Here is a 24,929-nt window from a genome sequence, read left to right on the forward strand (position 1 = left end):
GTGCAGTGATGACAAATTTGGACGCGACGTATCCTGCAGGATCGCAATCCTCTCCACGGCAGCAACGCGATCTTCTCGTCGACTTCCTGAAACGCTTTGGGGAGCGATGTGTCGGCTACTCCACATTGCAGCCCGGCCTGGAGTACTTCATCGACGACGAGAAAGGCTACATCGCCTACCAAAGCTTTCGCCATCCGGTACTGGCACTCACCGGTCGCAAGATGATCCTCTCGAATCCCGTCTGCGACCCGGCCGACTATCGAGCGATCACGCAAGCGTTTTTGGCGCAACATCCCAAAGCGATCTTTTTGCAGGTCGATCAACATTACGCAAGCGTATTGGAAGGGATGGGATTGCAGGTGAACTGTTTTGGAATCGAAACGGAGTTGCCGATCGATGGTTTTAGTCTCGATGGAAAGCTGCGCAGCAAGTTGCGGCAGTGGCGCAACAAGTGCCAACGCGAGCAGGTGGTTGTCGAGCACTGCAAGATTTCGGACGTCGATCCCGCGGAGATCCGCTCGCTTTCCGACGCCTGGCTAAAGAATCGCAGCGGTCGAGAATTCACGCTGTTGATGAGGCCCTTTCAAGGTCGCGACGAAGAAGATGTCTATTTCCTGACCGCCCGGCAACGGGGCGAATTGATCGGTATGACCAGCTTCGATCCGATCTACCGCAACAAAAAGATCGTCGGCTACTACCACAATCTCGATCGGATCTGCGCCCAGGCTCCTCATGGCACCAGCGCAGTTTGCGTTTTAGAAGCGATCAAACAGTTTGCCGAAGCAGAGATCGAATACGTCTCGCTCGGATTCTCACCGCTGTACGAATTGCAAGAACAATACCGACACAGCCGCGTTGCCCGCTTCTCGCTTGGATTTGCTTACGAGCACCTGAACTTCCTGTATCCCTTCAAGGGAAACGCGGTTCATAAGAGGAAGTTTGGTGGCGTGGCAAGGCCGGTCTTCCTGAGTAGTACGCAGGGCAATTCGATCCGCGAATTGTTGTCGATCATCAAAACATTGAAGTTGCTATAAGGTCAGGGTCAGCGATGGCCAGCTAATTATTCCAAGGGATTACCCTCGATGCAGATCTATCGAATTGGCGGCGCGTTCTATGACATGCTGCATTTGTCTTTAACGATGCGCAAAGAAGAGGTTTTAAAAGCAAGTGCGATCGAAGGGCTGGGGCTGCAACCCGGCGCGACGGTCCTCGATTGGGGCTGTGGCACCGGTTTGAGCCTACGACTGTTGTATCCCTGGCTCCGCGACGGAGGAACAATCTATGCTGTCGATTCTTCGCCGTCGATGGCCAAACGCGCGGTCGCCTGTTGCAAACCAAGCGACGTGCTGAAGTATCACTTTCTATTGCGCGACGGTTTGGACCTGCCGATCCAGGAGGAGGTCGACGTTGTCATCGCGTCGTATTCGTTGGGCGTTCTCTCCACCGACCAATTCGACCCGGCGCTGCAGGGGATCTGGAAAGCGCTGAAACCAGGCGGGCGGTTGCTGTTGTTGGATATGTACGTCCCGACCGAACAGCCTTGGTTGCGGCGAGTTTATCAAAAAGCAACGATATCTTTTGCCAACAAAGTCTTTCGCCAAGACTTCTCCGAAACGCTGTTGCCCGCCGCCAACAAATACTTCGACACCGTCTCGATCAGCCACGACGAACCGCTGATGGCAGTCACGTTTGTCGGCCAGAAACGAGCACAACCGTTGCACGACGTCGTTGCCAACGCTGTTTGAGAGCGGTCGCGCCGTAGACGTCGCCGGTTGGTAGCGCCCGGCGAGCCTCAGTGGTTTGCTGTGACTGTCGGGCGTTCGAACTTGGTGAACGTGCGGATGCCAAACAGTGCGATCACGACGAAACAGATCAGCGGCAAGTAGAACGAACTGCGGACGCCTAGCTCGTCGATGAACTTGCCCTGCATCAGCGGCAGCACCGCCCCGCCGACGATCGCCATGATCAAGCCGGCCGATCCGAGCTTGGCTTCCTCTTCGGGAAGATCTTTTAATGCGATGCCGTAGATCGTCGGGAACATCAGCGACATGCAGGCCGATACGAGGACCAAGCAGATCAGGCCGGTCTTGCCCGGCAACAGGATCGCTCCCAACGTGAAACCAACCGCGGCGATCGCAAACAACGCCAACAATCGGCCGGCGCTAACGTAATGCATCAGGAAGGTGCAGATGAATCGGCTGATCAGGAAGATCACCATCGCGGCGATGTTCCAATTCTGAGCTTGGGCCAGTGTCAGTCCAACCTGTTCCATGCCGTAGTGAATCACAAACGTCCAACACGTGATCTGGGCTCCCACGTAAAACGCTTGCGCGATCACTCCTTCACGAAAATTCGGACGGGCCAACAACCGGCCAACGACCTCGAAGAAGGGGGCGTCCGGCTCGGGCTGTCGAAAGTCGGGCATCTTGGCGACCGCAAACAGGACTAGAAATGCCAACGCGACGGCGGCGATCGCCACGTACGGCGTTCGCACCACGGCCAGGTCGTGCGTTTGGATCGCCAGGAACTCTTCCGGCGCTGTCGCTTTCATGTTCTTCAGCCCCGCGCTGGCAGCGCTATCCAACGCGCCGAACTCCGTGGCGAAATCGGGCAGCCCGTCGGGATATTCCGCCTGCAGGTACTGCACCGCGGCGGGATCGCGATTTTCGACAGCATCGCGAAACGAACCGATGTTCAGGCTGGGGGCGATCAGCAGCGAGGCGACGATCATGCCGGTCAAGGAGCCGATCGGATTAAAGGCCTGAGCTAGATTCAAACGTCGCGTCGCCGTTTCGGCTGGGCCCATCGCCAGGATGTACGGATTGCAGCTGGTTTCCAAGAAGGCCAATCCAAACGTCAGCACATAGAAGCCGGCGATGAAGATCCAGAAATTGGTGTTCAAGCTGGCTGGGATGCTCATCAACGCGCCGACGGCGTAAAGGGCGAACCCGACCATGATCGCTCCTTTATAGGAGAACCGGCGAATGAAAAATGCTGCTGGCAGCGCCATCGTGAAATAGCCGCTATAGAAAGCGAACTGGACCAGCGAACTCTGCGTGTTACTGATCTGGAAGACCTCCTTAAAAACCTTCACCAGCGGATTGGTCAGGTCGTTGGCAAATCCCCACATCGAAAAACAGCAGGTCGTCAAAATGAACGCCAGCAAGTAGCGACGCGGAACGACGGCAGGCGGCTTGTCGCCAAGTTCCGACGGTTCGCGATCGGAGAGCAATGATGCTGATGTGTCCATAGTGATCTTGTTTCCGCCTCGTCTTAAGTATTTCGTGGTTCCCCGAGTGCGCCGGCATCTTGCCCGCGAAAGCCAGCATCTTTTCAAATGCATTCTCGCCATCGCGAGGCGGCCCGAGCGAGTCCACAGTCTATGCGATCACGATCCGTTTGCTCTACCGGAGCATCACGGTGGTGTCATGATTTATTAGGAGTCGAGAGGAGGTTTGCAATGGCTGATTAACAACCATCGATCGGTGACACCACACCCCAAAAGGAGATGCATATTGCATTGTCTCCCGGTATTGCTGGCTTGGCTTGGGAGTGGCCGGAACGCCCAAAAGGGCGGTTTGCAAAGAGCCCTAAGGCACTCTTGGTGTGGATGTCCAACTCCGCACCTTCCTCCACGGGAAGGAATCCATGTCTAAGTGGGGCCGGGTGTCGCGTGAACCAATGTGATCCCGCGACTCCGTTGCGGGATCACCAAAATCATCAAACGCTTCCCGCGTTATGCAACGCCAATATCCCCGTGAACGGAGTCACAGCCCCCCGGAACCCAGTCTGCCTCATCATCGGCTAAACCTCGTTCGGTGAGGGCGAAGTGAGCCGTTTGCCTTCACACGCCCGGCGAAGCTGGGAGCCTAGAAGGGGCGTGGAACGAGCGCCGAGCGAGTTTTTCGGGAAGGGCCGATCCGTCAGCAATATCACGAGGGCTCATACGCCAGGTTCGGCGACAACCAGCGTTCGACTTCCGACAACGGCTTTCCTTTCCGTGCCGTATAGGCTTCGATCTGATCCTTGGTGACTCGATCGACAGCGAAATACCGCGACTCCGGATGGGCAAAATAGAGTCCGCTGACACTCGAACCAGGCGTCATCGCGAAGCTTTCCGTCAGCTCCACACCGGTCTGCTTTTCGGCGTCCAACAGATCGAACAGCGTTCGCTTCTCGGTGTGGTCGGGGCTGGCGGGATAACCTGCCGCCGGACGGATTCCGCGGTACTTCTCGGCGATCAACTCCTCGGTCGAAAGGCCTTCGGTTTTGCCGAAGCCCCAATCCTCGCGAGCCCGCTGGTGCATCAGTTCGGCAAACGCTTCGGCCAACCGGTCGGCAACCGCTGAAACCATGATCGCTTTGTAATCGTCCAGCTCCTCCCGGTACTTCGCCGCCAACGCTTCGGCCCCCAGGCCGCCGGTGACCACAAAGCCGCCGATGTAGTCTTCGCGTCCCGAATCGACCGGAGCGATGTAATCGGCCAACGAACGGAAGTCCGATTGTCCCTTGCGTTCCCATTGCTGACGCAAGAAATGGAAGCGAGTCAATTCCGCCGAACGCGATTCATCGGTGTACAGAATCACGTCGTCGCCGTCGCTGGCTGCGGGCCAGAAGCCGTAGACCGCGTTGGCTTTCAACGAGCCGGCCACGATCACTTCGTCCAACACGCGGTTGGCATCTTCGTACAGTTCCTTCGCCTGAGCTCCGACCGTAGGATCGTCGAAGATCTTGGGGAACTTCCCTTTCAGTTCCCAAGTCATGAAAAACGGCGACCAATCGATAAACGGCCGGATCTCTTCCAGCGGGAAATCGGTGAGCGTCTTGGTCCCCGTAAACGCGGGCTTATCGATTTGTACCGTCTTCCAATCGGTGGCGAAACGTTTTTCCAACGCTTCGGCGTAGGGGACCAGTTTCTGTTGGCGGTCGCGGTAACTGGCGACCAGCTTTTTCTGGATCTCGACGTTTTCGGCCATATAGGCGTCGCGATGCTCGGCGCTGATCAACTTCTCGACCACATTCACGCTGCGGCTGGCATCCAACACATGGAACACCGAACCATCGTACGCCGGGGCAACGCGAACCGCCGTGTGCTTGGCGCTGGTCGTCGCTCCGCCGATCAACAGCGGCAACGTCATCTTCTTGCGTTTCATCTCGCGAGCGACGTGGACCATCTCGTCCAAACTAGGCGTAATCAGCCCGCTCAAACCGATCATGTCGACGTTGTGCTTGACCGCCTCTTCAAGAATCGTCTCGCTGGAGACCATCACGCCAAGGTCGATCACCTTGTAGTTGTTGCACTGCAGCACCACGCCGACGATATTCTTGCCGATATCGTGAACGTCTCCCTTGACCGTAGCGATCAGGAACGTGCCCCGCGCGGCGTGGCTCTCGATCCCAGCTTCTCGCTTTTCCTGCTCCATGAATGGTTCCAGATAAGCGACAGCCTTTTTCATCACCCGAGCACTTTTGACGACTTGCGGCAGGAACATTTTTCCTTCGCCAAACAGATCTCCCACGACCGACATACCGGCCATCAGCGGCCCTTCGATGACGTGCAGGCAGCGATCGAAGTGCTGCCGCGCCTCTTCGGTATCCTCGACGATGTACTTGTCGATTCCCTTGATCAACGCATGCTTCATCCGTTCGATGACAGGAGCGTCGCGCCACGCGAGGTCTTCGCCCGCCTTCTGCTTGCCGTCTCCCTTGACCGTCTCGGCGAACTCCAGCATGCGGTCGGTCGCATCGGGGCGACGGTTCCACAACACGTCTTCGACATGTTCCAACAGATCCTTGGGGATCTCTTCGTAGACCTCCAATTGCCCCGCGTTGACGATCCCCATGTCCAACCCAGCTTTCACAGCCTTATATAAGAAGGCGCTGTGGATCGCTTCGCGGACGCGGTCGTTGCCGCGGAAACTGAAGCTGATGTTGCTGACGCCGCCGCTGGTCTTGGCTCCCGGGCATTCCTTCTTGATCCGAGCCACCGCGTTGACGAAATCGACGGCATAGTTGTTGTGCTCGTCCATCCCTGTCGCGACGGTCAAAATATTGGGGTCGAAGATGATGTCTTCGGGTGGGAACCGCGCCTCGTTGACCAACAGATCGTAAGCCCGTTTGCAGATCCGGACTTTATTGTCTTCATCGGCCGCTTGCCCCTCTTCATCGAAAGCCATCACGACCGCGGCGGCACCATACTGGCGAACCAATCGCGCCCGTCGCAGGAACTCCTCTTCGCCATCTTTCAGCGAGATCGAGTTGACGATCGCCTTACCCTGCGTGTTCCGCAGCCCCGCCTCGATGACTTCCCATTTACTGCTGTCGATCATCACCGGCACTGCCGCCACGACGTCGTCGCCCGAGATCAAACGCAGGAACCGCGTCATCGCTTCGGCACCATCCAACAGGGCATCATCGAAGTTGATGTCGATAATCGTCGCACCGTTTTGGACCTGCTCGCGAGCGACTTCGACCGCCTCGTCGAACTGATCGCCTCTAATCAGTCGAGCGAACTTCTTGCTGCCGGTCACATTGGTCCGTTCACCGATCATCGTGAACGGGATCTCCGGACGCATCACCATCGGCAATTGGCCCGACAGTCGCGTGTAGATCGGCCCGGTCTGTTCCTGCTTGGGCCGTTTGCCCTCCACTCGCTGAGCCATCGCGCGGATGTGATCGGGAGTCGTTCCGCAGCAGCCACCCAGAATGTTGATCCAGCCGTTGTCAGCGTATTCGCCGACGATTTCCGCCATTTTGGGCGGATCGAGGTCGAATTGCCCCATCTCGTTGGGCAGCCCCGCGTTGGGGTGACAGCTGACGGGAATCCCCGTCGCGTGCGACATCTCTTCGACGTGGGGACGCATCACATCGGGGCCGAGGGCACAGTTCATGCCGACCGATAGCAAAGGAAAGTGAGCCAGCGAAGTCACAAAGGCGTCGACAGTCTGGCCGCTGACAAACGTCCGGCCTCCCTTGTCGAACGTTCCGCTGACCATCACCGGCACGCGGCGTCCACCGCCGTCGAAGTAATCTTGGATCGCAAACAGGCACGATTTCAGGTTCAACGTGTCGATCGCCGTTTCGGGCAACAGGATGTCGACTCCCGCTTCGACCAACGATTTCACTTGGGCCTTGTAGCTGGCGACCATCGCTTCGAAGGTCGTGCTGCGAAACGCCGGGTCGTCGACTTGCGTGCTGATCGCCAACTGCTGCGTCGTCGGACCGATCGAACCAGCGACAAACCGCGGCTTGCCCGGCGTCCGTTCGGTCCATTCGTCGGCAGCTTTGCGAGCACACGCAACCGCCGCGTGATTGATCTCGTCGACCAATTCCAAAGGCAGATCGAATTCGACCATTCCGACCGGCGAAGCGCCAAAGGAGTTGGTCTCGACGATATCGCTTCCCGCTTCAAAATAAGCGCGGTGGATATCGGTGATCTTCTCCGGGTGGGTCAGACATAAGATATCAGAGAAGTTTTTTAAATCTTTGTGGTGATCGGCAAACCGATCGCCACGGACCCCCGCTTCGTCCAGTCCCAATCGCTGAATCATCGTTCCCATCGCTCCGTCGAGGATCAGGATGCGTTCGCGAATCAGGTGAGGCAGTAGATCGATAGGGTTGGTCATGGAAAGTATTTGCTATCTCGAAGGCTGGTTTAGTTTCTCATCCGGGGGGCAGCTACGGCAACGGTAGTGCGGGGGCGCCCGATTGTACGACATTTGCGGGGTATGTTCAGCCATGGTAAACATGTCTGCCTACAGTCTGAAGCACGTGAGCCATTCTGTCAGTACCGCAACGCAAGCAAACGTTCACAAATCGACAGGTCCGACTGACCGGCACAATCGATCGATCTTGCCTCGTCTTTCTCGATTGACTATTCGTTAAATCGCTCAAGATCCTTCTAATCGGTACCGATACCGATACATAGAGGAGCTTGTGCGGCGATTAGGTTCGCAAAGCGCGGCCAGAAAATCCCCAGGATGGCAAAACGCCACGTGTCAAGGAATGACCAGATGTCGTCAACGTCCACCCCACCGACGGTTCACCGACCACGCCCATCGTCTCGACCGACGGGTGGCGGATTGCCAACGCTATTCCGCATCCCCGACTTGAACGATCGCCCACAACCGGTCGAGCCTGTCGACGCTGCGCCCACGGTCGCTGCAAGCACCGATTCAATCGAAACACCACCTCCGACAACGCCCGTTGCCGAAACAGCCCCTGCCCCGGAACCGGTCTACCAACGAATCGACGCCAGTCATACTTATGGCGATCTCCCCGAGCTGCCGCCGATCGACGAACCGGCAGACAGCACGTGGATGGAGACGGTTGGATCGCGTCTGGTGCTGATCCTGCTGTTCCTGGCGGTTGCAACCGTAGCGATCATCGCTACCCGCGACGTGCCGCCGGCATCGCGAGCTCAATACCTGGCCGAAGATCCTCATCAAGCAATCTCCAACGAACCGGTTCACGTTGCCGAAGCAAATCATTTGCAATCCGAGTCGGCCGAACCGGATCACCCCAGCATCGACCAGTCAAACGCTCCGCAAACGGCCGTTATCGACGTGATCTCGCCAACGATCGACCCGCTGGATCCTTCGCCAATCGATTCTCCGTCGGAACAGACAACACCGCGTCCCAGCGAACAGGATGCGGCCGGTTCCGACGAGAGTGGATCGATGCATGAACAGGATGCAGGTCTGCCCAGCCTGGGCGAGATCGAAGACGAACCGTCGACCGAACTGCCCGCCTTCCCGATCCCCAACTTAGCCCTCAATGCGCCGCAAGAAGCGACCGAACCGGTCGCACCGGAAGAGGCAGAGGAAGCTAGCGAAACGACCGACAGCCAAGCCGCCCTCGAAGCTCCCGCGACCGAAGAACCTCGCATCGCCAGTCTTGTGGAGCCCGAGACCACGCCATCCCCTGTCTACAAACCGACCAGCACGCCCGACACGATCGCCGACTGGCAACAATTTGTTCAGCCTGTGGGACACTCGGACGAACCGACCAACGTTGCCATGCTGCCAGAAAATTCAGGGCAAACGGCCAGTCCAGGAAACCAATTTAATTACCCAACGACGGCCGTCGCGCCAAGTTCGCTGAATCCGCCGCAATACCCACCCTACGTCGCAGCACCAGCCTATGCTGCGCAGCAACAGCAACAGGCTCTTCAGCAACAAGACTTTGCCCAACAGCAGCAGCAACAACTGGCTCAGCAACAGCAGCTAGCCCAGCAGCAAATGGCGCAACATCAAATGGCATTGCAACAGCAGCAACAGCTCGCACAGCAACAGCTGCAACAACAGCAAGTGCCTGCCCAAACCTACATTCCGGGGCAGGGTTACGTCAATCAACCGGCGGCCCCGCAGTATCCTAACCAAGCTCAGCAACCCAACGGATACGCCCCCAATTACGCCGCACCGCAAAACAATTACGGTCAGCCGGCAGCCGCCGGTTACCCGATGACATCTCAGCCTGCGGCGGGCGGAAATCCGTACGCCAATCCAAATCAACCTCCGTATGCCGGTCAACAGTCATACGTTCCTAGTCGATGAACCTGTTCTTGAGTACCAAGCTATGACCACCAGTATCGATCAGGCATTCCGCAAAGCCTACGCCAAACGCACCGGAACGCCCGGCACCGCCAGTGAGTCGGCCAACGGGACGAAAGCCGTATGGATCGACGAGCCCTCGGGACAGGTTTTCCGGAATGAAGCGGCGCACGCGGTCGGTGGACCTCATTTCCACCCACCGACGGACGGTCCCGTCGCATCGGCGGATGCTCCAACGGTCTCCCCACGCACACGCGTCGATACTGGACAACAAATCGACAGCCCGGTTCCGACAGTCGCAACGCTGCCGACCGCAGTTGAAAAACCGCTGCCAACCGCAGAACCAACGCCTGTCTTTGAAACCGTAACACCGCCAGCCGTGGAACCCGAAGCAATCGTCGCGGTAACCACCGACGCGGAAGCTGCCGCTCCAGAACCGGTCACCCCACCCGTCGTCGCAGACGCTCCAGAACCAGCACCGGTGGCGGAGACTCCCGTCGCCCCGACAGCGGAACCCGAAACACAAGCGGAACCTGAAACACAGATCGATGTCCGCCCGGGCACCACGGCCTATGATGCCTGGTCGGCGAAGCTGCAAACGTTGGAACTAGCCCAAAAGGTGGAAGCGGTTCAGAGCATCGAGCCGACGTTTCCAAAACACTCTGCGGCCAGCGAACGCGAAGCCCTGCCAGCGTTTACACCGGTCTGGGAAGTCGATGAGTTCCTGCTGCCCGAAGTAGCAAAGAACCTGGTCGCCGAACACCTGCAGCCGATGGGGACGCAACTGGAGCGAGCAAGTCGCGAGGGGCTGCAAACGATGGCCGTCAGCAGCCAGAATCGCGAGACGGGTCGATCGACCGTAGCGATTGCGATCGCCCAAGTTGCCGCCAACACTGGCTTGCGAGTCGCGTTGGTCGATGCGGATACCGAAAACCCATCGCTACTGGAAAAACTGCAACTGGAAATGAGCAACGACTGGGTCGACGCGATCTCCCAGGATGTGTCGGTCGAAGAAGTTGCGGTGCTGTCGATCTCGAACAACTTCTGCTTCCTGCCGCTGTTGAAAAAGTCACCGGAACAACTCAAGCAGATCGACCGTTGTGCCACGTCGCTCTTCGATCGTCTGAAACTCCACTTCGACCTGATCGTGGTCGATTTTGGACCCCTGCAACACGCCAGCTTTGGACTTTCGATTCCGCTGAGCGATGAATTTTTCGACGCGGTGGTATTGATCGAAGATATGCGCCGGATCGATCCCGACACGCTCGAATCGTACGCTCGTCGGATCCGCGCCGTCGGCATCGAAAACATTGGCCTGATCGAAAATTACACCGACGCAGACGCATCCGGCGCCGCCGTTTAAAGCGTTGCGACGATCTCTGGATTCGCTCGCTGATCGTTGAATCAATCGCCTGGGGAAGGACCAAAATGTATAAAAGCCACTGGAATCTGACCGAACGCCCGTTTGAAAACTGGTCCAACGAACAGTTTTATTATCCTTCGGAAGTCCATCAGACGGCGCTGCTGAAACTTCGCTACGGCGTCGAGAATCGTCGCAGCGCGGCAGTCTTGTGCGGTGAGAGTGGGATGGGCAAGACGATCCTGCTGGACAGCTTCGTCCGCCAACTTCCGGACGATTTTGGCCCGGTCGCTCAAGTCGTCTTCCCGTCGTTGCCCGGCGAACAGCTACTCTCCTATATCGCCGACCAATGGACCGGCAGCACCGGCGACGATAACGAATCGATGCGCGGCGCGTTGGGGCGGATTCAAACCTTCCTGAACAATAACGTCGCCGCCGGAAAACATGCGGTTCTGATCGTCGACGAAGCCCATCTGCTCAGCGATTCACAACAACTTGAAACGCTACGCCTGCTGTTGAACATCAACGCCGGTGCCGAAGGATCCGAATCGGCTTGGACCTTGGTTCTGGTCGGCCACCCAACGTTGATCAGCACGATCGAACGCAACCGCGCCTTGGACGGACGCGTATCGGTCAAATGCGTGTTGCAACGGTTGTCGATGGAACAGACCGCCGGATACATCCAACACCGCTTGGCCGCCGTTGGTGGCGAGATCGACAAGATCTTCAGCCTAGCAGCGCTCGAAGCGATCCAGCTCCGCAGCTCCGGGATCCCTCGCCGGATCAACCGCCTATGCGATCTCGGCTTGATGGTCGCCTACGCCGAAGACCAACCGCAAGTCGACGCGCACCACATCGAAGGCGTCTACAACGAACTCGTCTCGATCCCCGCCTAAGCCAGCGTTCTTCCTGCGCGAGAGTTGAGACATTAGGCGACCGACAACGGAACGTCCCCTGCTTTACACAGGGTGATTCGCCCAGCCACGTACCGCGACTCTCAGCCAAGTGGCGATGCTCGCAATCCCCACCAGGGTCTATTAGAATCGGACCGATTGCAACTCGGTAATCGTTCGATAACAGGCTTTTTGGGGGGAATTGGTCATGAGACCGGCAAGGCGAGCCGTCACCACGGCAAAGCGTCGCTGCCTGCTTGAGCAGCTGGAAACACGGCATCTGTTAGCGGCCGTTCCCTTCGGACAAAATCCGCTTCAGGTGTTGGACGTCAACCGCGACGGGGTCGTTGCACCGGTAGACGCGTTGCGGATCATCAATGCGATCAATCGATCGGGTTCGAGTGCCGTCGATCCACGGACGGAGCCTGGCAACTTTGTCGACGTCTCGGGGGATGGGGCCGCGACGGCTTTAGATGCCCTGCGGGTAATCAATGCGTTAAACCGCAACACGCCAATCCTCGCCGCAACGCTTCCCAACGATTCGGGCCCCATAGGGGATCCAACCGCCACGCTGGATCTGCTGACCCAAGATTATCGCATCGATCTGGGAATTAGCATTGGCACCGCCCGCGACGCGCGAATCGCTCTGCAGGTTGGCGACACCGGACTGCCAGTCGACATCACCGACCGATTTGCCGACAACCGAGCGAGCCTTTCGATCGCGGATCTCGATTCCATCTTTGGTAGCCCGCTGCCCGATGGCGACCACGCCGTGACCGGTTTTCTGGATGATCATGCCGCGTTTTCTTTCGTTCTGACGGTCGACCGGACCGCACCAGCCGTCGAGATTCCTTCGCTGCCTCAGGATGCGGATGTCAGTCCCACGATTCGCGTGGTAGGAAATCAGATCGATGCCAATCCGAGCGACTCAGCAACCCTAACGATCGATGGAGCGACACGCCCATTGATCGTCGGGGCCGACGGGCGATTCAACATGCCGGTCACCGAGACGCCTTCATCGGGATCGAAACAGGTTCTCGTAAGCTTCAGCGACCAAGCGGGCAACGTGACCGAGATCGATCGTGCCATCAACATCGTTCCCTCCATGGTTGTCGGAGCGACGGGAGCTGAGGGTTGGGTGGCGCAGAGTGCCGGCGCGATCGTCTTTGGCAGCCGCGATAGCTTTGTCGTGCAGGCCGACCATTTGATTCAACGCGGCTCGGGAACCTCGCCACGGTTGGAGTTCGATATCGAACAACTCAGCGAACCGACGTCCACGCTGCTGGTATCGATCCTCGATCCTAACAATGTTTCGCAATCGGCGCTGGATACGGTGCCCGATGGCGAAACGATCTTCTCGCTGCATCCTGGTGGCGATGCCGATTATCGTCTTGGTTTAGTTCAGTTTGATGGGACACGGGTGTCGATCGATCTGACGGAAATGCAACTGGCTCAGGCCTTGGTCCGCTTCCAAAGCGTCGCGGCCCAATCGTCCTCCGAAGCCTTGCTGCGCGTCGACGCCTTGCGAGTGCAAACACCTCAGGAAAGTGCCCCGCGGCCGCGTCCGCGAAGCTCAGCATCGCGTCTTGCGATGCCAGGCCCAGCGATCGATTTAGAAACCTTCGCTGCAACCGACGAACTCACCGTGCATCTGCTCAGCGATCGGCTGGACCCTCAAACCGGGCAGTATGTTGCCACGGTCCAGGTCGAGAGTTCGTCGGGGATGTCGCGACGCCCGGCGGTGGTCAAGCTGCCAAACGTGCCGGTCGGCGTTGAGATCTCGAACGCCAGCGGAACCGATGACAATGGCGTTCCCTACATCAATCTGACTCCAGCGATTCCGGAAACGGGTCTCGGTCCCGGCCAATTGTCGCTTCCCATCGAAATCGAAATCGCGAACCCCAACCTGCTGCTTGCGCCGCTGCAAACCGAGGTCCTGATCGGACCGGCCAACCAGCCGCCGGTGCTGCCAGCGATAGCGGCACAAACGATGATGCCCGGTGGCGTGCTGAATTTGGACCTCGGCGCCAGCGATCCCGACGGCGATTCGCTCACCTACCGGCTGGCACCGGTCGCTCCCGCAGTGTTGCCCAGCGGCAGCATCGACGCTCGAGGCATGTTGCACCTGGCGCCGACCCCCAACGAAATCGGCCGCTACGAATTCGAAGTCATCGCATCCGACGGTGCTTCGGAAACGCGACGTTCGTTTGTGCTGGATGTCGTTGCGGATCCCAACACCGACACCCGTGTTAGCGGCACCGTTCTCGACGTCGACGGTACGCCAATCGCCGGGATGCAGGTGGATCTTGGACAGGTCAGCGTGTTAACCGACGCGTCGGGGCGTTTTACGCTGAACCTGGGTAACGGAACGCTGGTCAGCGACACGTTGAAGATCCGCGGAGAAATTTACGCGGGCGACGCCAGCTACCCGTTCATCGCCGAAAAACTGCCACTGGTCCTCGACCGCCATCCGTTTGCCGGCGTCAACAACGTGATTGGGCGACCGATCTATCTTCCCAAATTGGATCTTGCCAACGGCCAAACGATCGACCCGCTCAACAACACGACGGTCACCACGGCCGCGGTCCCCGACACGTCGGTGGAAATCGTTGCTGGAACCCTGTTGAACCAGCAGGGGACTTCGTTTGATGGCACGTTGAGCATCACTGAAGTCCCGATGACGTTGACCCCCGCGGCGTTGCCGCCCGGTCTGCAACCCGATATCGTCCTGACGATCCAGCCGGGCGAGATGGTCTTTACGGCCCCCGCTCCATTGACATTCCCCAACCGCTCCGGCTGGGCGCCTGGCACGCTGATGGATCTGTGGTCGATCAATCCTGTAACGGGGCAGTTCGACGACGTCGGGGACATGCGGGTCAGCAGCGACGGACAACGGATCGAAACGATCTCCGGGGGGGTGCGCAACAGCAGTTGGCACTTCCCCGCCCCGCCGCCCACGACGCCGCGACCTCCCGAAACGCAAGTCACCAATCAAGACAAATCGTGTCCGACGTCCACATGCGTCAGCTCCAGCCCATTGCAATCGACCGCCTCGGGATGCCCTCAGACGACCGCCCCGACCAATTGCACGGCCAAGGTCGAAGCGAATTCGCAGGTCGAACTGCACAGCGGGGCGTTGTTGGAAACACACGCGTTGGTTCCTTACACGTCGCTTGGCACAACGCGTGGTTTGACGCTGCACTACGATTCTGAAACTGCCGATCCGCGGCCGATCCTTCACTTCGGCTACGACAACGCTCCGGCCGACATCGATCAACGGCTGGTCGGATCGCTGTCGGTCTCGCGCGGCGATTTCACCAGCCAAATCGACGGCGCCGCCAACGGCCAAGGTGTTTTGTCAGGGCAACATTATTGGACGCTTCCCGCCGACGGAGGCGATATCACCGCGGCGATCCAGGGGGACATGCGCGATCTCCCCTCGGGCATCTATCAATATCAATTGACCCAAGGTTTGTTGCAGGTATCCGATGCCACCGCGAGCGGTTCGACCGTCACGCTAACCGGCGAATTCGTACACGTCAACGCCGTCGACAGTCCGCTGGGGGCCGGTTGGCAATTGGCGGGCGTGCATCGATTGATCGACAATCCTGGCGGTACGCTGCTGTTGGTCGACGGCGACGGCACGACGACACGCTATCAAGAAACCGACGCTGCGGGGCAATACGCTTCGCCGCCGGGAGACTTTTCGCAGATCGAAAGGCTCGCCGACGGCAGCTATCGCCGGACGCTGACCGATCAAACCGTCTACCTCTTCGATTCCGCCGGTCGCATGACTTCGGTGACCGATCGCAATGCCAACGTCACGTCGTTGCAATACGACGCTGCCGGGAGGTTGTTGAAGATTGTCGATCCGACCGGCCTGGAGACGACTTTCACCTACGACGCCAATGGGAAAGTCGACGCGATCATCGATCCCGCTGGGCGGCAGACGCTGTTGCAATACGACGACGCGGGGAACCTGACTCGCATCACCGATCCCGATGGCAGCACGCGGACGTTTGGGTACGACAGTGGCCATCATTTAATCCAGGAGATCGACGCGCGCGGCCATGTCGAACAGACGTTTTACGGTTTTCACGGACGTGTTGAAAAGTCGATTCGCAAAGACGGCACCGAGATGTTTTTCGAACCGCTGCAGACGCAGATTCTATTGCCGGTCGATCAAACGCTCGATCCCGTCGCTCCTCCCGCGGCGGCACTGCCGGCCGATCCGATGGCTCGCGTGGTCGACAGCAACGGCAACGTGACCGAAACCGAACTGAATCGGTTGGGGCAAGCTGTCGCGTCGACCGATCAGGCCGGCGATGGCAGCCGCGTGCAACGCAACGCCGACAATTTGATCATCGCCCAGACCGACGCGCGTGGATTTACGACGCGGTTCGAATACGACGAACGCGGCAACTTGGTGATGCTCGACCGACCGACCGCCGCCAGCGGCCCATCGGCTCCCTACCGCCTGACCAGTGGCGAAACCATCGCTGCGACTCTAAACGATCTACCGACCGTCGACGGGGTCGCGCCGCTCGATTACGACGTCTTCACCATCGATGCGACAGCGGGTGCGGAGCTGTGGGTGTCGGTGGCTCGCAGCGATGCGGCCTCGCTCGAAGCGATCCTACTGTCCCCCAGCGGTGAAATCCTACAACAAGAGACCTTTGGGCAATTCGCCGAAAATCTTGCCCGCAGCGGTCCACTTACCGAATCGGGGAACTATGCCATCTTGCTCCGCGACCCCGGCGTCGCGCGACACGATGACCAGCCGTTTTACTTGACCGCGACCGTGATCGACGGGGGGGAAGATGCCGATACGGTTCGGGTTGTCAGCGGCGAAACGATCGATGGCACGATCGACGTTCGCGGCGATATGGACACCTATTCCATCGATGTGATCGCCGGACAACAGCTGTCGATCGCATTTCGCGAACAGAGGGGCTGGACCTCGGACCTGCAAGTGGTCCTGTTTGATCCCGATGGCAACGAACTGGGACAAGCAACCGAAACTACCGGCGGCAATCTCGACTTTCCCAATCTCGCCAGCTCCGGTCGCTACACCGTCCTGATCCGCGATGCCGATGGTCGCAACAGCGGCGATTACAGGTTAACAGCCACAGTGATCGACGCCGCGGCCGACGCAGATACCGTTGCCCTGACCAGCGGTCGCACGATCCAAGCGGATCTGGACCTGGGAGACATCGACACCTATTCGATCGCGGTCGACGCGGGGGAGGATCTGTTGGTCGCCTTCCGCGAAGTCGACACCGGTTTCTCCTACCTGCAAACGATGCTGTTCGATCCTTCGGGAGCGGAAGTCGATCAAGTGACGACATCGACCGGCGGCAACTTGCGCGTGACCGACGCCGTGACCAGCGGCATCTACACCCTGGTGGTTCGCGATGCCGACGGCAGCAATACCGGCGATTACAGGTTAACAGCCACAGTGATCGACGCCGCGGCCGACGCAGATACCGTTGCCCTGACCAGCGGTCGCACGATCCAAGCGGATCTGGACCTGGGAGACATCGACACCTATTCGATCGCGGTCGACGCGGGCGATGATCTGTTGGTCGCCTTCCGCGAATTCAGCAGCGGTTTTTCCTACCTGCAAACGATGCTGTTCGATCCTTCGGGAGCGGAGGTCGATCAAGTGACGACTTCCACCGGCGGCAACTTGCGCGTGACCGACGCTGCGATCGGCGGCATCTATACCCTGCTGGTTCGCGATGCCGCCGGCACGAATTCAGGCGATTACCGTCTGACCGCCACGGTGATCGATTCGCAAACCGATCACGACAACGGCCCGCTGACCAGCGGTCAGACGGTTAATGGTCGGTTGGACCAAGGAGATATCGATACCTACACGATCGCAGTCGACGCGGGCGATGATCTGTTGGTCGCCTTCCGCGAATTCAGCAGCGGTTTTTCCTACCTGCAAACGATGCTGTTCGATCCTTCGGGAGCGGAGGTCGATCAAGTGACGACTTCCACCGGCGGCAACTTGCGCGTGACCGACGCTGCGATCGGCGGCATCTATACCCTGCTGGTTCGCGATGCCGCCGGCACGAATTCCGGCGATTACCGTCTGACCGCCACGGTGATCGATTCGCAAACCGATCACGACAACGGCCCGCTGACCAGCGGTCAGACGGTTAATGGTCGGTTGGACCAAGGAGATATCGATACCTACACGATCGCAGTCGACGCGGGCGATGATCTGTTGGTCGCCTTCCGCGAATTCAGCAGCGGTTTTTCCTACCTGCAAACGATGCTGTTCGATCCTTCGGGAGCGGAGGTCGATCAAGTGACGACTTCCACCGGCGGCAACTTGCGCGTGACCGACGCTGCGATCGGCGGCATCTATACCCTGCTGGTTCGCGATGCCGCCGGCACGAATTCCGGCGATTACCGTCTGACCGCCACGGTGATCGATTCGCAAACCGATCACGACAACGGCCCGCTGACCAGCGGTCAGACGGTTAATGGTCGGTTGGACCAAGGAGATATCGATACCTACACGATCGCAGTCGACGCGGGCGATGATCTGTTGGTCGCCTTCCGCGAGGTCAGCAACGGGTTTTCCTACCTGCAAACGATGCTGTTTGATCCTTCGGGAGCGGAGGTCGAGCAAGTCACGACCGCCATCGGAGGCAACTTGCGCGTGACCGACGCAGCGACCAGCGGCATCTACACCCTGGTGGTTCGCGATGCCGACTGCACGAATGTCGGCGATTACCGTTTGACCGCCACGGTGATCGATTCGCAAACCGATCACGACAGCGTCCCGCTGACCAGCGGTCAGACGGTTAATGGTCGGTTGGACCAAGGAGATATCGATACCTACACGATCTCCGTCGACGCGGGCGATGATCTACTGGTCGCCTTCCGCGAAGTCGGCAACGGGTTTTCCTACCTGCAAACGATGCTGTTTGATCCTTCGGGAGCGGAGGTCGAGCAAGTCACGACCGCCATCGGAGGCAACCTGCGCGTGACCGATGCAGCGACCAGCGGCATCTACACGCTGGTGGTTCGCGACGCCGACGGCAGGAATGTCGGCGATTACCGTTTGACCGCCACGGTGATCGATTCGCAAGCCGATCATGACAACGTCCCGTTGACCAGCGGCCAGACGGTTAATGGTCGATTGGACTTGGGAGACATCGATACCTACACGATCTCCGTCGACGCGGGGAATGATCTGTTGGTCGCCTTCCGCGAAGTCGACAACGGGTTTTCCTACCTGCAAACGATGCTGTTTGATCCCGCGGGAGCTGAGGTCGATCAAGTGACGACTTCCACCGGCGGCAACTTGCGCGTGACCGATGCTGCGACCAGCGGCATCTACACCCTGGTGGTTCGCGATGACAACGGCAGCAATACCGGCGATTACAGGCTAACAGCCACAGTGATCGACGCCGCGGCCGACGCAGATTCCGAAACGATCGTCAACGGCGAAGAAGTGACCGCAACGCTGGGGCGGGGAGATCTCGATACGTTTCGGTTCGTAGGGCAAGCCGGCGATGCGCTGTCGATCGAGTTGGCTGAGATCACTTCCAGCTTTTCATACCTGCAGGCGATCCTCTTTGCTCCCGATGGCAACCAGGTCGCCGAGGTGACGACGTCCTCTGCCGATAGTCTGGCGGTCGCGTCGCTGCCGCAAAGCGGAACGTATACGGTGTTGGTTCGCGATGCCGACGGAAGGTCTACAGGTGACTTCCGAATCCGGGCAACGCGCAACGGGGGCTCGACAGCGGGTCAGCGGCAGGTGGCTGATGAAGTGGTGGTGAGCTTGTCGGAGGCGTCGCCGGTCGACGTGGCAACCGAGACGGCGGTGCAACTGCAGGAAGCGGAACCGCGCGTGGTCGAGGAAGGTACGCCGCTGCCAACGCTCGAATTTTTTGCATCGATCACCGAACCGTCCCCGCGAACAATCGTCGATTCGCCGCCGGAAATCGTTTCCGAACAGGTCGACGACAGCGACGACCTTGGGGTGCGATCGATCGACGCTGCGGGTGAAGTCGACGAGATGCAATGGTTGGTCGAAAGCGGTGGCGCGATCTTTGTCACGATCGACGCACCGGAGATCACGTTGCGAATTCGGCTGCTGGATCCCAATGGCAACGAGATCCGATCGGTCACCAATTTTGACGACGATGCGGAGGGACGCATCGCAATCGATGCCACGCAATTGAATCTCGCCGGTCTGTATACGCTGCAAATCGCCGCCGACGATGGCGCCGCCGTTGGCGTCTACCGCGTGATCGGAACGGCGATCGATACCACCACGTCGGTCCAAGTGGGATCGCCGCGGCGGATGACTTATGACACGACATTCAATCAATTGACCTCGGTCACCGATGAATTGGGACGCCAGACGCTCTATACCCTCGATCCGGCCACTGGCAACACGACGGCGATTCGGGAGGTCGTTGGGCAGATCGATGATGCGATCAACGGCCAGACCGACGATCTGGTCACGACAATCACCTACGCGGCTCACGGCTTGATCGATACGATCGCCGATCCCTTGGGCCGCGTAACCGATTACGACTACAACGCGGCCGGCCTGCCGACATCGATCACCTTTGCGGTCGGTACCGCCGACGCAGCGACGCGGCGGTTTGAATACGACGACCGCGGAAATCAAACCGCGATCGTCGATGAAAACGGTAACCGGACCACGATGCAATACGATGCGATGAATCGGTTGACGATGGTCATCGAAGCCGATCCCGATGGCGCTGGGCCGCTGGAATCTCCGGTCACCTCGTTTGTTTACGACGCAGCGGGAAATCCTGTCGAAACGACCGATGCGGCGGGCAGCGTCACAACGGTTGTCTTCGATTCGATGGACCGCCCGACTGTGGTTCGCGACGATCTTGGCAACGAATCGACAACGCGGTACGACCGGTTTGGGAACATCGCGTCGGTCACCGATCCCAACGGCAACACCACTCACTTCGTCTACGACGCGCGTCATCGACGCGTCGCGACGATCGATCCCGATGGCGGAGAGACGCGGTTTGAGTACGACGGTGACAACCACTTGATCGCCCTGACGGATCCGGTTGGCAATACCACGCGGTTCGACTACGACGGGCGTGGTCGCTTGATTTCGGAAACCGATCCCTTGGACGCCACGACCTACTTCACCTACGATCCGGTCGACAACCTGATTCGCCAATTCGATCGCAACGGACGTGGAACCGTTTTCCAGTACGACGATCTCGACCGCGTCGTCACCGAACAATGGTTGGCCGCTGAAATCGAGGCTTTGGTAGGCGATACTACCTCCGAAGATCGGCTAAAGCCTACACTCCAGCAGACCATCACCTACGCGTATGACAAAGCGGGCAATGTGTTGTCGATCGACGACAACTTCAGCCGCTACGACTACACCTACGATGCCCGCGACCGCGTCACTCGGGTCGATGCGTTCTTGACCGCCAACGTAGGCGTTCAGGCGTTGGCCGCCATCGACACCGGGGATTCCAATCGGCTGCAGCCTTCCCTCCAGCATTCCCTCATCTACACCTACGACGATGTGGGGAATGTGCTGAGCGTCACCGACGGCTTGGGGGCCAAAACGACGACTGCCTACGATCCGCTGAACCGCCCGATCGCGATGGATCAATCGGACGGTGGGGCAACGGAAAAAGCGGTCGACATGGCGTTCAACCAAATCGGCCAGTACGAGTCGATCAAGCGCTATGCGGACGTCGCTCGCACCCTGTCGGTCGCCAACACGCGTTACACCTACGACGAAATCAATCGGTTGACCGATCTAGACCACACCGACGCGACCGATGGCGTCCTGGCCTTCTACGACTTCGCTTACGATTCGTCCAGTCGCATCACTCGCATCGGGGACATTTCCGGCGCGACCAACTACAGTTACGACGATCGCGACCAATTGACGGGAGCCACGCGTGGTGCTTCCGACATCCGCGGCAACGAAAACTACGAATACGACGCCAACGGCAACCGACTCGATTCCCACCTCCACGGCGCGAACTACCAAACCGGCGGCGCGAACCGATTGCTTTCCGATGGGACGTACACCTACCAGTACGACGCCGAAGGCAACATGATTCGTCGGACGGAGGATGCGACGGGAGACTATCGAACGTTTGGGTTTGATCATCGAAATCGCTTGTTCCGAGTCACCGATTTCTCATCGGGCGATGTGATCGCTCAAGAGGTCACGTACACCTACGACGCGTTGGATCGGCGGATTGCACGCACCGTCGATGAAAACGGCGACGCCGCCGGCGGCGAATCGACCGAGATGTTCGTCTACGACCGCGAAGATGTTTTGTTGGATTTTGTGGATGCCGATGGTTCGCTCGCGACGGAAGCACCGGAGCTTGCCGTTCGGTATTTCCATGGCCCTGGGATCGACCAGGTGTTGTCGCAAGAGATTGTTATTTCAGCCGAGAACCAGTGGTACTTGACCGATCACCTGGGCACCACACGCGAATTGATCGGTGATGATGGCAGCCTGCTGAATCGATTGAGCTACGATTCGTTCGGGAACTTGGTGTTGGAAACGGATGCGGCATTTGGAACGCGATATCAATTCACCGGACGTGAGTTCGATGACGCGGTTGGGCTGCACTACTACCGGGCGAGGTTCTATGATGCGAAGATCGGAAGGTTTGTGAGCGAAGACCCGATTGGGTTTGGAGGAGGTGATACAAACTTGCAGCGATACGTGGGGAACGTTGTGATTCAATTGATTGACCCATCTGGACTTCGGGAAGAAAAGTCGTTACTCGCTAAGTGTGTCGATTTTGTTACGAATCTTGGACGTTCCAGCATTGGTGCCGCTGCAGAGCAAAGTATTGCAAATGCTCCTGAAACAGCAGCGGGGGTCGGAGCAATTACATCAGGCGGTCAATGCTCCGATGACATTATCAATGGAAGAGAAAACAGTAAAGCTTGCCGAAGCTTTAACTACTCCATTGACCTTTCGAATCGCAGTGTTCCCAACTCTAAGGAGATCGATTTGGGGCCAGCATCAGGCGTAGTCGGAAAACAATCTGGCACGACCACACGTAGTCGAACCGAACAGGGAACAGTATATACTGATTCGCAAACTGGTCGGGTGAGTGGGTTTATAACTGTTCATCCACAGTAGTTTGTAGTTTATCAGAGAAACCCTACATGAGAATTAAACGGAACTTTTGTCGAAGTACGCTTCCGATCCACCAGGCTCGAACGCCTCAGATCCAGCGGTTGGAGCCGCGGTGGTGCATGGATTCGGCTTGGCGGAACCCGGTGCTGCCGTTGGATGTTAACGACAGCGGTACGGTGACCAATACCGATGTCGTCGTCCTTCTGAATCGCATCAACAGCGGCATTGAAAACCAGTTGCCGCTGGGCCGTCCGACCGATGCTTTTTATCTCGACACCAACGGAGATATGCAGATCACGCCGATCGATGCACTGCGGATCCTGAATGCCCAGCACCGATATGCGAGCGAACCGGCATTGGCCGTCGGAACCGATCCCGACTCGGATCCCGACGGAAACGGTGTGATTTTAAGCGACCACGTGACACTGGTGGGGCAGTCGGTTGCCGGAGCAAAGGTGCAGTTGACCGATGGAACCGGCGTCGTGCTTGAGTCTCTGGCGGTCGACGCGCAAACCGGAGCGTTCGAATTCACGACAACCCTATCGTCGGGCATCCATGAATTGACCGTCACGGTCATCGATCCACTGGGGCAATCGACGACCACGACCCGACAGATTCGTCGCGGCAATCTGGCAACCAATTGGAACGCTACCGCATTGAACGTCGTACGAGAATGGACGACAACAAGCGATGATCCCTACGAAGGACGGATCGTCACGTCCGAACCGCCGCGCGTCGCTCGCAATCTGGCGATGATCCAGACGGCGATGTTCGATGCGATCGCGGCAATCGAGGGAGGCTACGAAACCTATCTGCCGATCGCCGTCGCCCCGGCTGCCGGAGCATCCGCCGAAGCTGCAGCGATCGAGGCGGCGTACACGGTTTCGACGGCACTTTATCCCGACGCCGATTCGATGGCGATCTGGAATGCAGCGCGGAACGAATCGCTGAGCATGATCGCCGACGGCCCCGACAGAACAGCGGGGCTTGCCTTTGGCGAATCGGTCGGACTGCAGATGCTTGCCCTCCGTGACGACGATGGATCACTGGCAACGCGAACGTACACTCACGGCGACGCTCCAGGAGATTGGCAACGGACCTTCCCCGGCTACCTGCCTCCGTTGTTGCCTCAGTGGGTCGACGTCGATCCGTTTGTCGTCGACGATGTCACTGATTTTCGCCCGGCAGCTCCGCCCGCGTTGACCACTGCTGAATATGCCGCATCGGTCGACGAAGTCATGCGACTGGGCGGCGTCGACAGCGTCGAGCGCACCGCCGACCAGACCGACATCGCGATCTTTTGGGCCGATGGAGGCGGAACCTTTACGCCACCGGGACACTGGAATCAGATCGCCTCCGACGTCCTGGTCGGGCAACAGCAACCGTTGCTTGAAACCGCCCGCACGCTGGCCTTGCTGAACCTCGCGATGGCCGATGCGGGGATCGCCGCCTGGGACACCAAGTACCATTACGATCTGTGGCGGCCAATCGATGCGATCCAGAGAGCCGATGAAGATGGAAACGCCGCAACGGCCCAAGACGCCGCATGGCGACCGCTGTTGACCAGTCCACCGTTCCCGACCTACACCTCCGGCCACAGCACCTTTTCGGGCGCCGCCGATGCCGTCTTAACGGAGCTGCTGGGGGACAACGTCAGCTTCACAAGCCAAACCGACGCCTTCGCATCGCCAGGACAACGTCCGCTGGATCCCAGCCTGGTCGTCACGCGGACATTCGCCAGCTTCACCGAAGCGGCTGAAGAAGCGGGCCTCAGCCGGATCTTCGGCGGCATCCACTTCGACTTCGACAACACCGCCGGCCTCGACACCGGCCGCGCGATCGGCACGCAAGCCGCTGCGACGATGCTGCGTCCACTGGACGGCTGAGCACGCGGTCGCTTAAAGGCTCGACTGCCGCGCTAATGCTCGATGACCAGCACCAGTGAGGTGAGGACCAGCCACAGTATGAATGAC

Annotated in this window: 9 protein-coding genes; 7 read left to right on the top strand and 2 right to left on the bottom strand. The window is 58.8% G+C overall.

Translation table 11 applies throughout. From position 1 onward, the window contains the following. Window positions 1-8: 8 nt before the first annotated feature. Together EC9_RS05145 and EC9_RS05150 are read left to right on the top strand one after the other, a co-directional pair. Window positions 9-1,034, top strand: coding sequence for a DUF2156 domain-containing protein (locus EC9_RS05145; protein ID WP_218934597.1), 1,026 nt, complete (start codon window positions 9-11; stop codon window positions 1,032-1,034). Between the two features lie 48 nt (window positions 1,035-1,082). Next, window positions 1,083-1,745 carry a class I SAM-dependent methyltransferase gene (locus EC9_RS05150; protein WP_145342946.1) on the top strand — a complete coding sequence of 221 codons (663 nt, stop codon included), beginning with the start codon at window positions 1,083-1,085 and terminating at the stop codon, window positions 1,743-1,745. A gap of 47 nt (window positions 1,746-1,792) precedes the next feature. Here EC9_RS05150 and EC9_RS05155 read toward each other — a convergent pair whose 3' ends face one another. Then, a complete protein-coding gene (locus EC9_RS05155) occupies window positions 1,793-3,250 on the bottom strand; it encodes a sugar MFS transporter (RefSeq protein WP_145342948.1) in 1,458 nt (485 codons plus the stop codon). Between the two features lie 682 nt (window positions 3,251-3,932). Continuing rightward, entirely contained in the window at window positions 3,933-7,625 is a 3,693-nt protein-coding gene (gene metH, locus EC9_RS05160; protein WP_145342950.1) for a methionine synthase, read from the bottom strand. Window positions 7,626-8,012: 387 nt separating this feature from the next. On the opposite strand from metH, the gene EC9_RS05165 reads away from it, so the two are divergent. From EC9_RS05165 to EC9_RS05185, 5 genes are all read left to right on the top strand, one after another. Continuing rightward, window positions 8,013-9,554 carry a hypothetical protein gene (locus EC9_RS05165; protein ID WP_145342951.1) on the top strand — a complete coding sequence of 514 codons (1,542 nt, stop codon included), beginning with the start codon at window positions 8,013-8,015 and terminating at the stop codon, window positions 9,552-9,554. A gap of 22 nt (window positions 9,555-9,576) precedes the next feature. Continuing rightward, window positions 9,577-10,914: a P-loop NTPase family protein gene (locus EC9_RS05170; protein ID WP_145342953.1), complete on the top strand. Its 1,338-nt coding sequence runs from the start codon at window positions 9,577-9,579 to the stop codon at window positions 10,912-10,914. Between the two features lie 65 nt (window positions 10,915-10,979). Continuing rightward, window positions 10,980-11,807: an ExeA family protein gene (locus EC9_RS05175; RefSeq protein ID WP_145342955.1), complete on the top strand. Its 828-nt coding sequence runs from the start codon at window positions 10,980-10,982 to the stop codon at window positions 11,805-11,807. Between the two features lie 205 nt (window positions 11,808-12,012). Continuing rightward, on the top strand, window positions 12,013-22,959 hold the full coding sequence (locus tag EC9_RS05180; RefSeq protein ID WP_145342957.1) for an RHS repeat-associated core domain-containing protein: 10,947 nt from the start codon (window positions 12,013-12,015) through the stop codon (window positions 22,957-22,959). A gap of 26 nt (window positions 22,960-22,985) precedes the next feature. After that, window positions 22,986-24,842, top strand: coding sequence for a phosphatase PAP2 family protein (locus EC9_RS05185; RefSeq protein WP_145342959.1), 1,857 nt, complete (start codon window positions 22,986-22,988; stop codon window positions 24,840-24,842). Window positions 24,843-24,929: the final 87 nt, after the last annotated feature.

The organism is Rosistilla ulvae (assembly GCF_007741475.1).
Lineage (GTDB): Bacteria > Planctomycetota > Planctomycetia > Pirellulales > Pirellulaceae > Rosistilla > Rosistilla ulvae.

Bases quoted from the DNA above. Each gene is read 5' to 3' on its own strand.
- EC9_RS05145 (WP_218934597.1), top strand. From the start codon at position 9: ATGACAAATTTGGACGCGACGTATCCTGCAGGATCGCAATCCTCTCCA.
- EC9_RS05150 (WP_145342946.1), top strand. From the start codon at position 1,083: ATGCAGATCTATCGAATTGGCGGCGCGTTCTATGACATGCTGCATTTG.
- EC9_RS05155 (WP_145342948.1), bottom strand. From the start codon at position 3,250: ATGGACACATCAGCATCATTGCTCTCCGATCGCGAACCGTCGGAACTT.
- metH (WP_145342950.1), bottom strand. From the start codon at position 7,625: ATGACCAACCCTATCGATCTACTGCCTCACCTGATTCGCGAACGCATC.
- EC9_RS05165 (WP_145342951.1), top strand. From the start codon at position 8,013: ATGTCGTCAACGTCCACCCCACCGACGGTTCACCGACCACGCCCATCG.
- EC9_RS05170 (WP_145342953.1), top strand. From the start codon at position 9,577: ATGACCACCAGTATCGATCAGGCATTCCGCAAAGCCTACGCCAAACGC.
- EC9_RS05175 (WP_145342955.1), top strand. From the start codon at position 10,980: ATGTATAAAAGCCACTGGAATCTGACCGAACGCCCGTTTGAAAACTGG.
- EC9_RS05180 (WP_145342957.1), top strand. From the start codon at position 12,013: ATGAGACCGGCAAGGCGAGCCGTCACCACGGCAAAGCGTCGCTGCCTG.
- EC9_RS05185 (WP_145342959.1), top strand. From the start codon at position 22,986: ATGAGAATTAAACGGAACTTTTGTCGAAGTACGCTTCCGATCCACCAG.